Origin of the sequence: Streptomyces sp. NBC_01304 (genome assembly GCF_035975855.1) — a bacterium.
Lineage (GTDB): Bacteria > Actinomycetota > Actinomycetes > Streptomycetales > Streptomycetaceae > Streptomyces.
In genome coordinates this window covers 808,567-822,723 of sequence record NZ_CP109055.1, presented here as the reverse complement: position 1 = coordinate 822,723, position 14,157 = coordinate 808,567, and the positions used below count along the sequence as shown (strand labels likewise).

General features: G+C 70.6%; 10 protein-coding genes and 1 pseudogene. 7 read left to right on the top strand and 4 right to left on the bottom strand.

Features of this window, described 5'->3' with window-relative positions; translation table 11 throughout:
• Positions 1-52 precede the first annotated feature (52 nt).
• On the top strand, positions 53-508 hold the full coding sequence (locus OG430_RS03555; protein WP_327350900.1) for a GNAT family N-acetyltransferase: 456 nt from the start codon (positions 53-55) through the stop codon (positions 506-508).
• Between the two features lie 18 nt (positions 509-526).
• On the opposite strand, the gene OG430_RS03550 is transcribed toward OG430_RS03555, so the two are convergent.
• Entirely contained in the window at positions 527-1,198 is a 672-nt protein-coding gene (locus OG430_RS03550) for a PepSY domain-containing protein (protein ID WP_327350899.1), read from the bottom strand.
• A 322-nt stretch (positions 1,199-1,520) separates the two neighbouring features.
• Between OG430_RS03550 and OG430_RS03545 the strand changes: the two genes are divergently transcribed.
• Positions 1,521-2,615 carry a PP2C family protein-serine/threonine phosphatase gene (locus tag OG430_RS03545; RefSeq protein ID WP_327350898.1) on the top strand — a complete coding sequence of 365 codons (1,095 nt, stop codon included), beginning with the start codon at positions 1,521-1,523 and terminating at the stop codon, positions 2,613-2,615.
• A gap of 67 nt (positions 2,616-2,682) precedes the next feature.
• On the opposite strand, the gene OG430_RS03540 is transcribed toward OG430_RS03545, so the two are convergent.
• The gene (locus OG430_RS03540; protein ID WP_327350897.1) at positions 2,683-3,129 is read right to left on the bottom strand and encodes an Lrp/AsnC family transcriptional regulator; all 447 of its coding nucleotides are present in this window, start codon (positions 3,127-3,129) and stop codon (positions 2,683-2,685) included.
• Between the two features lie 129 nt (positions 3,130-3,258).
• Here OG430_RS03540 and OG430_RS03535 point away from each other — a divergent pair, with 129 nt between their 5' ends.
• Both OG430_RS03535 and OG430_RS03530 read left to right on the top strand, forming a co-directional pair.
• On the top strand, positions 3,259-6,729 hold the full coding sequence (locus tag OG430_RS03535) for an indolepyruvate ferredoxin oxidoreductase family protein (protein WP_442816433.1): 3,471 nt from the start codon (positions 3,259-3,261) through the stop codon (positions 6,727-6,729).
• 125 nt (positions 6,730-6,854) lie between these two features.
• Complete coding sequence (locus OG430_RS03530) at positions 6,855-8,129, top strand: STAS domain-containing protein (protein WP_327350895.1); 1,275 nt, start codon at positions 6,855-6,857, stop codon at positions 8,127-8,129.
• Here OG430_RS03530 and OG430_RS03525 read toward each other — a convergent pair.
• Positions 8,102-8,551 (bottom strand): hypothetical protein, encoded by a 450-nt coding sequence (locus OG430_RS03525; protein ID WP_327350894.1) that lies wholly within the window; start codon positions 8,549-8,551, stop codon positions 8,102-8,104. The two genes, OG430_RS03530 and OG430_RS03525, sit on opposite strands and share 28 nt — an antisense overlap.
• Positions 8,552-8,894: 343 nt before the next feature.
• On the opposite strand from OG430_RS03525, the gene OG430_RS03520 reads away from it, so the two are divergent.
• From OG430_RS03520 to OG430_RS03510, 3 genes and pseudogenes are all read left to right on the top strand, one after another.
• Positions 8,895-10,217, top strand: coding sequence for an MFS transporter (locus OG430_RS03520; RefSeq protein ID WP_327350893.1), 1,323 nt, complete (start codon positions 8,895-8,897; stop codon positions 10,215-10,217).
• 133 nt (positions 10,218-10,350) lie between these two features.
• The gene (locus tag OG430_RS03515) at positions 10,351-11,547 is read left to right on the top strand and encodes a PucR family transcriptional regulator (protein ID WP_327350892.1); all 1,197 of its coding nucleotides are present in this window, start codon (positions 10,351-10,353) and stop codon (positions 11,545-11,547) included.
• A 213-nt stretch (positions 11,548-11,760) separates the two neighbouring features.
• A pseudogene (locus OG430_RS03510) lies at positions 11,761-12,591 on the top strand (SGNH/GDSL hydrolase family protein); the annotation flags it as partial.
• Here OG430_RS03510 and OG430_RS03505 read toward each other — a convergent pair.
• A complete protein-coding gene (locus OG430_RS03505) occupies positions 12,585-14,123 on the bottom strand; it encodes a M20/M25/M40 family metallo-hydrolase (protein WP_327350891.1) in 1,539 nt (512 codons plus the stop codon). The pseudogene OG430_RS03510 and the gene OG430_RS03505 sit on opposite strands and share 7 nt — an antisense overlap.
• Between the last annotated feature and the right edge of the window lie 34 nt (positions 14,124-14,157).

Below are 14,157 nucleotides of genomic sequence, written 5' to 3'. Positions count from 1 at the left end.
GCGGCCCAGTGGTAGTAGTGAATGCCGACCGGTCAACCGAGGAGCGCCGACCGTGAGTTCATCCCTCCACTTGGCGAAGGTCACGCCGGAGAACGTCGATGCGGTGTGCCGGCTGCGTCTGCGGCCAGGTCAGGAGCGCTTCGTCGACCCGGTCGTCGTCTCCCTCGCCGAGGCGTACGCGTACGGGGATGTCGCCTGGCCTCGGGCGGTCTGTGACGGGGAGCAGGTGGTCGGGTTCGTCATGGCGGGCTTCGAACCGGCGCACGCGGTGCAGCCGTACCGGAGTTATCTGTGGCGGCTCAACATCGCGGCGCACCGGCAGGGCCGGGGGTACGGCAGCTTCGCGGTGGAAGCGGTGTGCGCGGAGGCGCGACGTCGCGGCGAACGTCGGCTGTGGGTGTCCTGGCAGCCGGGTGACGGTGGGCCCGAACCCTTCTACGAGCGGCTCGGGTTCCGCGTCACCGGTGAGGTGGTCGACGGCGAGATCGTGGCGGAGCGGGAGTTGTGATGAGCCGGAGGGCCGCCGTCAATCGCGGTTGTCGTCCTGGTCCTTCTCCTGCCGGACCGTGGCGCCGGTCTTGGCGTCGATGCCGATCTCGTGCCGGGTGGAGCCGTCGGTGACGTCGACCTCCCACGAGGGGCGTGCTTCGGTGCCTTGGATGGATACGCCGGAAACGTATCCGGCGCCGGCCTCCTTGAGGGCGGTGGCTGCCGCGTCGGTGCGGGTGACCTCGGCGGCCGCCAACTTCGCCAACGGGATCTTGAGGTAGTCGCGACGCTGGTCGGGCATGCGGTCGGCGTGGTTGTCGCGCACGGCTCCGGTTGTCGCGTCGACCTCGACGTGGTGGACGCGGGGCTCGGGAGTGACGACGTCGGCCTCCCATTGGCCGTCATCGAGTTCCACCTCGGTGACCTTTCCTCCGGGGACCGACTTCTCGGCCGTGTCGGCGGCCGTGCTCCAGGCGATCTTGGGGCCTGCCTGCCCGGGGGGATTGCCCGTCTCCGTGCTCTGCCTGGAGACGTCGGCCGTGGCGGCGGCCGTGGGGGTGGCCGTCGTGGTCGGGGCCGCCGTGCCCGGATCCTTGCTCGTTGCGTCGCCGGAGGAGCAGGCGGCCGACGCCAGTGCGAGCATCCCGGCGAGGGCAGCGGCAGCGAGTACGCGGGAGTGGGAGCGGGCAGTGGGGGAGGGGGGTGTCACGGGGCCGGGCTCCTTGATCGTCGTACGCGACCGGCGGGGGTGCGGCCGCTGTACCGATCCACACGATGCCCTATTCGTCCCGGAAATTCCCTGAACGGGGCACGCGGGCTGCGTCGAGGCCCGACTCGCCGCCGCGTTCCGCCTGTTGAGCAGCGGGTATACCGCTCGCAGGCGAGGGCGGTTGCGCCAGTTGGTCCGTAATCGGTCATGTGTGGAGTCTCGGTGATCACATCTGATCCGGTGCGAATACGGGCCCTGGAGCGGGCGTCGGCAGCTGCTATATGTGACGGTCTGTTGCGTTGAAGAACGAGGGGGGAAGTGGATGTCCATGGCCCCGCACACCCGATGGCTCTGGCTCACCGCACTCTTCGGCCTGGCGGTCGCCACCGTCGACTTGGCCACCGGATCCGCCACCAGCCTGATCGGCACGCTGCTGGTCTGCCCGCTCCTTGCCTCCACCCAGCAGGGCGGCCGGGCAACCGCCCTGGTTTCCGCCGCCGCCCTGGCACTGGCCATCGCCATCAGCGTCGCCGAGGACGACCTCGAGCAGGGTGATGCCCTGCTGCGGCTGCTCGTCCTGGCCATGGCCTCCGTCTACGCCACCTGGGTCGCCCACCGGACCGCCGACCACCGGCGCCAGTTGGAGCAGGTGTCGCAGACGGCCCAGCGCGCCATCATCAAGCCGACCGACTTCCGCATCGGCGGTCTTGAGGTCAGCGCCCGCTACCACTCGGCCGCCGCGCTGTCGCAGATCGGCGGTGACCTGTACGCCTTCGCCCATACCCCGATGGGGCTGCGGCTGCTGATAGGGGACGTACGGGGCAAGGGGCTGCCGGCAGTGCACCTGTCCGCCGCCGCCATCGGCCACTTCCGTGACGCCGCGTACACGCAGCCCGATCTGCTGGACGTCGTAAGGGAGTTGGAGACGCGCCTCGCCGGCGATCTGGGCCCGGAGGACTTCATCACCGCCGTGATTGCCGAAGTCGCACCCGACCACGTCCGGCTGGTCAACTGCGGACACCACGCGCCTCTGCATCTGCCGGCCGCCGGCATCCCCGCCCTGCTCGTGCCGCCGGAGCGGACCACTCCCATCGGTCTGGCCCCCGCCCCCGTGATCCAGCAACTGCCCCTGGCCGAGGGGGACCGGCTGCTCTTCTACACCGACGGTCTCGCCGAGGCCCGGGACCGGACCGGCACCATGCCCGACGTCCAGGACATCGCTTCGCTGTGCACCGGCGCGGCAAGTCTGGAGAGTGCCCTCGACGGTGTCATGGACGCCGTGGGCCGCCACACGCGCCGTGCGACCAGCGACGACATCGCATTGATCCTTCTCCAACCCGCCCCCGCACGCGTGACGTTGCCCCAGCAGGGTGAGTCCGACGGGGACATCGACGCGGCCGCCCCCGCGGGACAGTAGGCCACTGCGGATTCCGCGAGGGGCGACCTTGACGTACTTCTTCAGGAAGGCGCCTCGGCGAGACGGCTCACTCCTCCCGAGTCCATGAGCCGAGCACCATCAGCGTTCTGGTGCCGATGACCTTGCCCGAACCGCGCAGGCGGTCGATGACCTCCTGCAGATGGTTGATGTCGCGTACCCGCATATGGACCAGGGCGTCCAGGTCGCCGGCAATCGTGAACACGGCCTGCACCTCGGGCGCCTGGGTGGTGCTGCTGAGGATGTCCTTGATGCTGGTGGTGCCGGAGTAGCGCAACTCGGTGAAGGCCTCGATGCCCCAGCCGAGCTTGGCGTGATCGACCTGGACGGTGAATCCGGTGATGACCCCGGAAGCACGCATGCGGTCGATCCGCCGCTTCACCGCGGCCACGGAGAGTCCGACCTCCGGCGCCATCTCCGAGAAGGTGCGGCGGCCGTCCGCCTGGAGCAGGCGCAGCAGTCGGTGATCGGTCTCGTCCAGCTCGTAACCCGCCATCGTCGCCCCTTCGTTTCGACTCGACGACGCAATGAAATCAAGCGAGTTCCGATCTGGCCATGAGTTCTTTGCGTCTTCGGGGCGATCGACCTCGCGGCTCTTGCGTGAAGCGGCGGCTGGTTGTGTCCTGTGGGGACCCCCGCTCCCCGCTCTCCCGCACCTGTGGAGGAACTCGTGAGTGCCGTGCCCCAAGCTCCTTCCCTCGATGCCAAATACACGGCCACCAAGGGGGTCGCCCTGATGTCCGGGGTGCAGGCGCTGGTGCGCCTCGCCCTGGAGCAGCGGCGCCTCGACCGGGCTCAGGGCCTGGACACCCGGGTCTTCGTCTCCGGCTACCAGGGCTCTCCACTGGGCAGCGTGGACCTGGAGATGGGCCGCGCGGCCCAGCTCCTCGACGAGGCCGGTGTCGTCTTCAAGGCCGGGCTGAACGAGGAACTGGCCGCCACCGCGGTCGGCGGCACCCAGCTCCTCGGCCGGCTGCCGGGCGGCCGCCACGAGGGCGTCACCGGATTCTGGTACGGCAAGAACCCGGGCCTCGACCGGGCCGCGGATGCCATCCGGCACGCGACGATGTCCGGCACGGCGCCCCTGGGCGGGGCGGTCGCCTGGATCGGGGACGACCCGGACTGCAAGTCCTCCACGCTGCCGAGCTCTTGCGAGGCGATGTGCCAGAGCCTGAGCCTGCCGCTGTTCGCGCCCGGTTCCGTGCGGGAACTCATCGACTACGGTCTGCACGCGGTGGCGCTGTCCCGTGCTGCGGGACTCTGGACGGCCCTGAAGATCGTCTCCGATGTCGCGGACTCCTCGGCCACCGTCGACCTGGCCGACCTCGGCCAGGACATTCCCGCGACCGAGCGCAGGGCGGCCGGAGCGGCGCCGGTGCTGGTCGGGCCGGCCGCGCTGGACGCCGAGCAGGACCTGCTGACCCGCCGCATGGACATCGCCCGCGCCTACGCCCGCCGGCACGGCCTCAACCGCATCGTCGCCTCGGCCCGGCAGGCGCGGCTGGGGGTGGTCGCCTCGGGGACGTCCTTCGCGGTCGTACGCCGGGCACTGAGCGATCTCGGCATCGACGAGGCGGAGTGGGAGCGGCTGGGCATCCGGCTCATCGCGCTGGGCATGCCCTTCCCGCTGGACGGTGCGCACCTGGCCGAACTGACCAAGGGCCTGGACCGGCTGCTGGTCGTGGAGGACAAGAGCGACTTCCTCGAAGGCCACCTCAAGCAGGCCCTGTACGGGCGGCAGGGCGCGCCGTCCGTGGTCGGCCGGCGCGACGCGGAGGGCCGCCCGCTGCTGCCGGTGCGCGGCACTTTGAAGGCCGACGACGTGGCCCGGACACTGGTCGGGCTGGTCGGCGCCGAGCGGCTGCCCCGCCAGGCGGCGGCCCTCGTGCCGAAGGCGCGCCCGTCGGGACTGCGGATGCTGCCGCTCGTCGCCGCCCGCACCCCGTTCTTCTGCTCCGGCTGCCCCCACAACCTCTCCACCCGCACCGCCCCGGACACCCTGGTCGGGGTGGGCATCGGCTGCCACGCCATGGTCGCGCTCGACGACAGCGGCATGCGCGGCAACCAGATCGGTGTGACGCAGATGGGCGGCGAGGGAGCGCAGTGGTTCGGCCTGGCGCCCTTCACCGACGACAAGCACTTCGTGCAGAACCTCGGTGACGGCACGTTCCACCACTCCGGGTCGCTCGCCATCCGTGCCGCCGTCGCGGCCGGCGTGAGCATGACGTACAAGCTCCTCTACAACGAGGCCGTCGCCATGACCGGAGGGCAGAGCGTCGAGGGCCGCCTCGACGTCCCCGCGCTCACCCGGCTGCTCGCGTTGGAAGGGGTGCGCCGCGTGGTCATCACCACGCCCGAGCCGCGCACCTACCGCAAGATCCGCCTCGCCGCGAATGCCGAGGTACGCCATCGCGACGATCTCGCCGACGTGGAACGCGAGTTGGCCGCGGTGGAGGGCGTCACCGTGCTGATCCACGACGACCGCTGCGCCGCCGAGGAACGCCGGATGCGCAAACGCGGTCTGCTGCCGACGCCCGCCGCCAAGGTGGTCGTCAACGAGCGGGTCTGCGAGGGCTGCGGGGACTGCGGGGAGCAGTCCACCTGTCTGTCGGTGCAGCCCGTCGACACCGAGTTCGGCAGCAAGACCCGCATCCACCAGCCGTCCTGCAACTCCGACCTCAGCTGCCTCAAAGGCGACTGCCCGTCCTTCTTGCTGGTCGAACCGAGCCCCTCGGCCTCCTCCGCTCCGCGCCGACTGCCCGAGCCGCCCGGGGAACTGCCCGAACCCGAGCGCCGCTTCACCGGCCATGAAGTCGTGCTGCGCATGCCCGGCATCGGCGGCACCGGCGTCATCACCGTCTCCCAGATCCTGCAGATGGCGGCCCAGCTGGACGGACTGCACGCCGCGGGCCTGGACCAGACCGGTCTTGCCCAGAAGGGCGGCCCCGTCGTCAGCGACGTCCGGATCGGCAAGGACCCCGTCGTCGGTGTGGCGCGCGCCTCGGGCGCGGGCGTCGACGTGCTCCTCGGCTTCGACCTGCTCGGCGCCGCAGCCGACCCCACGCTGGCGACCTGCGCGCCCGAACGGACGGTCGCCGTCGTCAACACCGCCGTCGTGCCCACCGCCGCCATGATCACCCGGCAGGTCGTGGTCCCGGGCGGCCCGCAGGACGCCCTGGCCAAGATCGCTTCCGCGACTCGCGAGGAGACGCTGCTCGCTCTGGATGCGCAAGGGCTCGCCGAACAGCTCTTCGGCGACCACATGCCGGCCAACATGCTGCTGCTCGGCGCGGCCTACCAGCATGGCTGTCTGCCCGTGAGCGCCCAGGCGGTGGAAGGCGCCGTCGAACTCAACGGCGCCGCCGTGGCGAAGAACCTGGCCGCGTTCCGCTGGGGCCGCGCCGCGGTGCTCGACCCCGAGGCGGTGCGGCGGGCCGTCGCCCCGCCTCGGGAGACCAAGCCCAGCGCCACGCTGGAGGAAGCGGTCGACCTGCGTATCGGCGACCTGACCGAGTATCAGAACAGCGACTACGCCCACCGCTACCACCGGGCGGTGCAGGCCGTCACCGCCCTCGCGACCGCACGCGCCGGGGAGACGGAAGGCCGTCGCATCGCCCACGCCTTCGCCACGTCACTGCACCACTTGATGGCGTACAAGGACGAGTACGAGGTGGCCCGGCTGCACCTGGACCCCGCCGAACAAGCCCGCATCCGGGACGAGTTCGGAGCGGACGCCTCCGTGTCGGTCCTGCTGCACCCGCCCCTCCTGCGCGCGATGGGCCTGAACCGCAAACTCCGCCTGCGCCGCACCGCAGGACCGGCCTTCCAAGCCCTGCGGGCCGCACGCAGGTTGCGCGGCACCCTCCTCGACCCCTTCGCCCACAACGCCGTACGCCGCACGGAGCGGGCCTTGATCACCCAGTATCAGCAGCTGATGAGCCAGGCCCTGGAGCACCTCACCGCGGACAACGCGGGCGCGGTCGTCGCGATCGCCGAACTGCCGCAGACGATTCGCGGCTACGAGCAGATCAAGATGGCGCGGGTGGAGGCGTACCGTACGCAGGCCCGGGCCGCGCTGGATTCTCTGACCGGGTGACGGCTGGGCCCTCGTACTCCACCGGCCGGGCACGTGATCCTCTGTGCCCGGCCGGGTGCTTCCCCATCGCCGTCCTCACCGACCAAGGCGCGCTCGTACGGCAGCGGCTCGGCACCAACGATTGGGTGGACAACGGCGAGCCGGACAAGTCGGTGCCCCGGACGCCCGCCGTCTCCCGCCGCGGTGACACCAACGGCCGCACCTTCACCGTCACCGACTGGCGTGACGCACGCGGCTGCCTGTTGGTGCAGCAGTACGCCATTGACGGGATGTCCCACGCGTACGCGGGTGGAGCACCGCCGGACCCGACCGACACGACCGTCGATCCCAAGGGGCCGAACATGCGGGCGGTGACATGGCATGCGGCGACAACCGAGTTGCTCGCGCGGTTCGTCACCCGCGACCTGCAGGCCGGGCTGCTGCAGGTGTCCCCTCCGCTGATCCTTGGCGGGCGAGCGGCTGCCTGGGCGCCTCTGCCCGGACACCGTGAACCTGCTCGAACAGCCCGTAACGAACTTCGATCTCGTCGGGGACGGTCTTACCCACGGATTAGGGTGAACGCGTCGGATCCAGCACGGTCGAAGCGGGTGGAATCCATGATGCGGTCCCTGCCGACGCCGGGTATCGAGGTAGTGGTCACCTCGCAGCGTGAACGGATGATCGTGCACGTGTCGGGACAGCTGGACCGCCGGGCCGTCGTGGCGTTGCGGAGACAGCTGTCGCACCTGCCGGCCGATGCCCGCTGTCTGGTTCTGGACTTCCATCACATCTCGTTCCTCGGATCCGCCGGTGTGGCGTTCGTCGAGGCATTGGCGGAGCAAGTACGTGCCGAGGGCGGAGAGATGGAGGTCTGGGGTGCCGACGACCCCAGACTGCGGGAGCTGCAACTGAGCGGCGGCCTGCGCGAGCTGCGTATCCAACCGAGTAGCGATGCCTCGTCCACGCTCGCCGTCCAGGAGCGCAATCGGACGGTGTTGCGTGAAGGGCTGGCAACGGCAATGCGCGTCACCGGAGCCCCGATGGGGAATGCCCAGGTCCTGGACTCCGCATCAGGATCACTGCGGATTGCGGTGCAACAGGGGTTCCAGAACCCGTTCTTGTCCTTCTTCCGCACCGTGGAGGTCGAGGTGGATGGCAGTGCCTGCGGCGCGGCGGCGCGACAGCAGCGCCCCGTCTTCGTGGCAGACGTCCGTTCGTCACCGCTGTTCGCGGGGACGGCGGCGTCGGAGGTTCTCCAGGACGCCGGGGTCCGTGCCGTCGCCTCGCTGCCTGTGCTCGCCCCGACCGGTGCACTGATGGGAATGGTCTCCACCCACTGCACCAAGCCCACCGTGTGGACGCCTGAGCTGCGACACGAGCTCCGTTATGTGGTTCAGGCGGTCGGTCGGCTGGTGCGGTAGGTCGTCGGTGTCGGTGTCGGTGTCGGTGTTGATGGCGGTGTCGATGTCGTGGCCGCGCGCAGACACTTGGCGGGCAGCTCCGGCGCACTGGTGGCCCATTGCTCGGCCTCGCAGCCGGACCTCAGGCCGGCCGACCACACGGTCACAAGGAGCTGGACCGCGGTCTCCTGCTGTTCGCAGGAGACCGCGGCGGCAGTTTGACGCAGAGCGCTCTCGGCGAGTTGACGAAGAGCAGGGTCCGTTTCGCGCTTTTCGGCGGCGCGGTGTCGCAGGACGGCGTAGAGCGCCATGAACACTTGCGCATCCTCCGCAGCCAGTTGCATGGCGTCCTGTGCGTAGGAGACGAGTTCCGAGAGCAGCGCGAGCTGAACGCGCAACTGCTCCTCGGTCCTGTCGCCGCGCCGACACCGCAGGGGGTCCATGGCACCTTCGCCCGCGGAGTCTGGGCGGGCACGCCTTCCTGAGCAGTGGCGTGAGTGAGCTTTCACGGTGTGCCCACCGACAGTCTGCTCCGTCCCACGGCTGTTCGCTCCTGACATGCCTTGATCTGTGTGCTCCTTGAAGCGATCGCGCCCCCGTGCTCATGCCCAGTGGCCGGGCCGCACATGGTGGGCGAGTGCACATGGCCGGGCCGAGGAGTCGTACTCGATCCTGAACACCCACGAGCGACGCCCCGGTTGCCGCGCCAACGGCGATGCGCGGGTGGCTCTACTCCTCGCTTCCCACCCTGCTGCGCGCCTGTGCGCGCTCGCGGGAAGGACTGTCATGCTCACTTCTTCCGACGCGGTGCACGCTGCCGCGACACGCACGGCGATCAGGCGGCTGCTGCCCGTCCTCGGCCTCGCGTACTTCATGTCGTACGTGGACCGTACGAACATCGCCCTGGCCAAGACGCAGCTGGAAGCCGACATCGGCATCAGCGCGGCCGCGTACGGTCTGGGTGCGGGTGTCTTCTTCCTCAGCTACGCGCTCCTGGAGGTCCCGAGCAACCTTGTGCTCTACCGGGTGGGGGCACGCGCGTGGATCGCACGCATCGCGGTGACCTGGGGCCTGGTCTCGGCGGCGATGATGTTCGTCCAGGGCGAGACTTCCTTCTACGTCCTGCGGTTCACCCTCGGCGCTGCCGAAGCCGGGCTGTATCCGGCGCTGATGTACACGGTCACGCTCTGGTTCTCGCAGCGGCACCGGGTGACCGTGGTCGGGCTCATCTACACCGCGCCCGCCGCCGCGACCATCCTGGGTGCGCCGGCCGGCGGCGGGCTCATGCGGCTCGACGGTGTCGCCGGGCTTCAAGGCTGGCAGTGGATGTTCCTGGTCGAAGGGCTGGTGACCGTCGGGATCGGCGTGTTCGTGTGGTGTGCGCTGCCGAACCGTCCGCAGGACGCGAGTTGGCTCACGTCGGCGCAGGCTGCCGCATTGTCGGAGCGTGCCGTCGGGGCCGATCCGTCACCGCACCGGCTGCGCGGCAACCTCAAGTTGGCCTTCGGGCGGCCGATCGTGCTGGTCCTCGCGGCCACGTACTTCGTGAACCAACTCGTCGGTTCCGCCGTCGGGTTCAACCTCCCCTCGATCGTGGAGGGCCTTGGCGTCACGAACACCTTCGCCATCGGGCTCGTCACCGGCAGCATGGGGCTGGCCATCCTCGGCGGTGTCCTCTTCTTCCCGTGGCTGCACGGCAGGATCGGCAACGACACCGGCCTGATCGTCGTGTGCGCCGTCGCCACCACCGTGGCCATGGGCGCCTATCTGCCGGCCACCGGCGCGATGACCCGGTACGCACTGCTCTTCGTGGCCAACTTCTTCCTGACCGGCACGCTGCCGTTGTTCTGGTCGGTGGCGATGTCCCGGATGTCGGGCCTGATGGCCGCGGTGGGCCTGGCCTTCATCAACACGATCGGTCTGCTGGGGGGATTCGTGGGTCCCTTGGTCTTCGGCCTCGTCGAGGACCGGACCGGCAGTGCCCGCGCACCGTTCGTCTTCATCCTCGCGGCGGGAGTGGTGGGCAGCGTGCTGGCCGGCGTCCTGAAGTGGATCGTCAGCCGTGCCGAAGGGCCTGCGGCGGTCCGGGTCCCGGCGGTCGTCGACTGACGGTGTCATGCGCCGGTGGGGCAGTGGCCTCTCCGTCGTGTGCGGTGGTGTGTGCGGTTGCCCAAGCCAGCGGGAGTGGCGCTTGGGCCACCGTCTCTTTCGCCTGGTCAGTGCGGGTACCTATCCTGCGGCAATGAATCAGGAGCTGGTGCTGCACCGAGACCTGGCGATGACGCTGCTCGACGACATGGATGGGCTCGTCGGCAAGCTCTCGGCCGATATCTGGGCCCACAGCACGGTCTATGCCAGCGGCCGGCCGGTCTCGCACGAGGACCTGCAACTGACCCTGCGCGGCAACATGGAGCTGGCGCTGCACGAGTTCGGCGCGCTCCCGTCCGGCGAGCGCCGCTTCGAGGCGGTGGCCGCCGAGAACGGGCGGTTGCGTGCCGAGCAGGGCATGCCGTTGGCCACGGTGTTGCAGGCGTACCGCAGGGGCGGGCGCGTGTTGTGGCAGGCGATGGCCGACTGGATGTGCGATCGGTCGCCCGCCCAGCAGGGCCTGATGGGGGACATGGCCGGCGCGGTCTGGGAGACCATCGACAAATTCTCCTCCGCGATGGCGGATGCGTACCGGCTGCGGACCTTGGAACTGCAGCATCGTGAGGCATCCCGGCGCGGCGCCCTCTTCGAGGCGCTGCTGGACGGCCGGGCCGGTGACCCCGCCGTGGCCACAGCGGCGGCCGCGGCGCTGGGCGTGCCCCCGTGCGACCGGTACGCCGTGGTCGTCATCGCCCCGGACGCGGCGACCCCCGCCCCGTCGCCCGATCCCGGACCCGCTTTGGAGACCGTGGGCCTGTGGTCGTTCTGGCGGCCGCGGGCCGAAGTCGTCGCCGGGTTGGTGAGACTGCGGACGGCCGAGCCCGCGCTGCTCGCCGATGTCCTGCACCACCAGGCCGTCGGCCGGGCCGGGATCTCGCCGGTCTTCACGGATCTGGCCCTTGCCGACCAGGGACTGCGGCTCGCACAGCGTGCGCTCGTCACGCTCCTGCCGGGCAGCGGGGAGGTCGCCTGTCTCGACGAACGGCTCGTCCATGCCGCTCTCGGGGCGGAGCTGGAGATCGCGGACCGCATGGCGATGCGCTACCTGGACGGGGTGCTGCGCAGCGGCACCGAGCGCCCGGAACTGCTCAAGACGCTGCGCGTGTGGCTCGACTCGGGCTGCTCGGCCTCCCGCACCGCCACGCAGCTGTTCTGCCATCGCAACACGATCCTCAACCGCATCAGCCGCGTTGCCGAACTCACCGGCTGGCCCGCGGATTCGGGGGAGGCACGGCTGGGCTGGGCGTTGGCCTTGCGGACGCTGGAACTGCATCGGTCCGTGCCGGAGTGACAGCGGAGGACGACCCTCGATCGAGCCACCCGGCCCGGGCCGGGTGCGACGGGTGCCCCGCCCAAGACGGGTGTCTCGCCCAAGACGGGTGTCTCGCCCAATACGGGTGACCGGCCTGAGACGGGCACCCCGGCCCAAGACGCGTGCCCCTGCCCAAGACGCAGCCGACGACGCTGGGCCCTTGCACATGGCCCGCCGGTGAGGGGGTGCCCGATGCTGAGGCGGCCATCACGCACCGGCATGAACACCCGGCACGAACACGAAGGGCCACCGACCATGAAGCCTCGCCTGCTGCGCGCCCTGCTGACCGCCACCGTCCTGTGCGGGGGAGCGCTCGCGGCACCGGCCGCGACATCGTCCGCCCTGGCCGCCGACGGCGGCCCGCTCGAGTACGTGGCCCTCGGCGACTCCTACGCGGCGGCTCCGCTCGTGCTGCCCACCGACATCTCGAACCGGCAGTGCAAGCGGTCACTCGCGGACTATCCCCACGTCGCAGCCCGGGTCCTGGGGGCCACGCTGACCGACGTCAGCTGTTCGGGCGCCACCGTCGACCACCTGAGCACCTCTCAGTTCGCGGGCACCGCACCCCAGTACAAGGCCCTCTCCCGCGACACGGACGTCGTCAGCATCACCATCGGCGGTATCGACACGTCCATGTTCCCCCTCGCTCTCAGCTGCGTGAACGTGCTCCCCGAGCCTCTCGGAAGGAGCTGCGCCCGGTCCCAGACCGAAGGCGGCACGGACAAGGTCGAAGCGGCGATCGACGACTGGGCGCCCACCTTCGACACCGTCCTGGACACCATCCGCTACCGAGCTCCCCACGCCGAGGTGTTCGTGGTCGGCTACGGCAACTACCTTCGCGCCGACGGCTGTTACCCCAGCCAGCCGTTCTGGGACCAGGACGCCGACTACCTCCAGGACAAGGTCAACTACCTCGGCAATACCCTCAGGCGGGCGGCGGAGCGGCACGGCGCCACGTTCGTCGACACCTATTCCCTGGGTGCTGGACACGATTCCTGTGCCGCTCCCGCCGACCGCTATGTCGAGGGGGCAGTCTCCACCCGCGACGCGTTCCCGCTGCACCCCAACGCCGTGGGCTCCGAGGCTTTCGGGGTGGCCCTGGCCGACGCCGTGCGAACGACTGTTGCTTCGAGCTGAGCCTCGCCGCCCCTCACGCCTTCCGCGCTGAACAGCAGGAACAGCGCCTCCGCCGCCGCCATCCGGCGCAACTCGCCGGGATCCACGCTCTCGTTCACCGCGTGCACCCGGGCCTCGGGCTCGCCCAGACCGGTCAGGAGGATCTCGGCCTGCGGATACAGCTCGGCCAGGGCCGAGCACAGCGGGATCGAGCCGCCGAGCCCCGCCACCCGCAGCCGTTCACCGTCGTACGCCGTCTCCATGGCCCGCGCCATCGCCGCATGGGCGGCGGTGCCGGTGTCCGCCGTGAACGGCTGTCCGTGTCCCACCACTTCCACTGCCACCCGCGCCCCCCAGGGCACGTGCGACCTCAGATGGGCGGTGAGCAGTTCGCCCGCCGTCCCGGCCGTCGTGCCGGCCGGGATCCGCAGGCACACCATGGCGCGCGCCCGTGCCTGAACGGCCGGGGTGGCGCCGTTCACCGCCGGGCAGTCAATGCCCATGACGGTGACCGAAGGACGGGCCCACAGGCGGTCGGAGATTTCGCCGGCGCCGATCAGGGACACGTCGTCGAGGACCTGCGCGTCGTGCCGGAAGGCCTCTTCGTCGTACGGACTTCCGTTCCATTGCCCCGTGTTGGGCAGGCCGTCGATGACCGTGGCGCCCGACTCGTCGTGCAGTGAGGCCAGCGCACGGATGAGGGCTGCGAGCGCGTCGGGCGCGGCCCCGCCGAACTGGCCCGAGTGGAGGTCGCCCCGAAGGGTCCGCACCTCGATCCGGGCCAGGACCGCGCCGCGGAGCGAGGCGACCACGGTCGGCAGTCCGGCGCGTACGTTGCCGGTGTCGGCGATGACGACCGTGTCGGCGCGCAGCAGTTCGGGGTGGTCCTTGGCGTACCGCTCGAGCCCGCCGGTGGCCTGCTCCTCCGAGCCCTCCACGATCACCTTGACGTTCACCGGCACGCCGGTCGTGGCCCGCAGGGCGCGCAGCGCCAGCAGATGCATCAGGACGCCGCCCTTGCAGTCCGCCGTTCCGCGGCCGTACCAGCGCCCGTCCGCGCGCTCGGTCAGTTCGAACGGCGGGGAGTGCCAGGCCGCTTCGTCCAGCGGCGGCTGCACGTCGTAGTGCGCGTACAGCAGCACGGTGGGGGAGTCGGGCGGGCCCGGCAGGAAGCCGTACACCGAGCGCGTGCCGTCCGGAGTGTCGAGCAGTGCCACCTCGTCGAAGCCCGTGGCGCGCAGCGCGTTGGCCACCCAGTCGGCCGCCGCCTCGCAGTCGGCCACGGGGAGGCGCGCGGGATCCGCCACCGACCGGAAGGCGACGAGCTCGGCCAGTGCGGTACGGGCCCAGGGCATCGCGTCGGCGACGGCGTCGACGACGGAGGCGATGGTGGCGGCAGACGCGTCCGATGCACGGGAAGCGGCGGATGGAGGGGACACCGGGCCAGTGAACGGCACGGTGCGGGCCGACACC

Bases quoted from the DNA above. Each gene is read 5' to 3' on its own strand.
- OG430_RS03545 (WP_327350898.1), top strand. From the start codon at position 1,521: ATGTCCATGGCCCCGCACACCCGATGGCTCTGGCTCACCGCACTCTTC.
- OG430_RS03540 (WP_327350897.1), bottom strand. From the start codon at position 3,129: ATGGCGGGTTACGAGCTGGACGAGACCGATCACCGACTGCTGCGCCTG.
- OG430_RS03525 (WP_327350894.1), bottom strand. From the start codon at position 8,551: ATGGACCCCCTGCGGTGTCGGCGCGGCGACAGGACCGAGGAGCAGTTG.
- OG430_RS03520 (WP_327350893.1), top strand. From the start codon at position 8,895: ATGCTCACTTCTTCCGACGCGGTGCACGCTGCCGCGACACGCACGGCG.
- OG430_RS03515 (WP_327350892.1), top strand. From the start codon at position 10,351: ATGAATCAGGAGCTGGTGCTGCACCGAGACCTGGCGATGACGCTGCTC.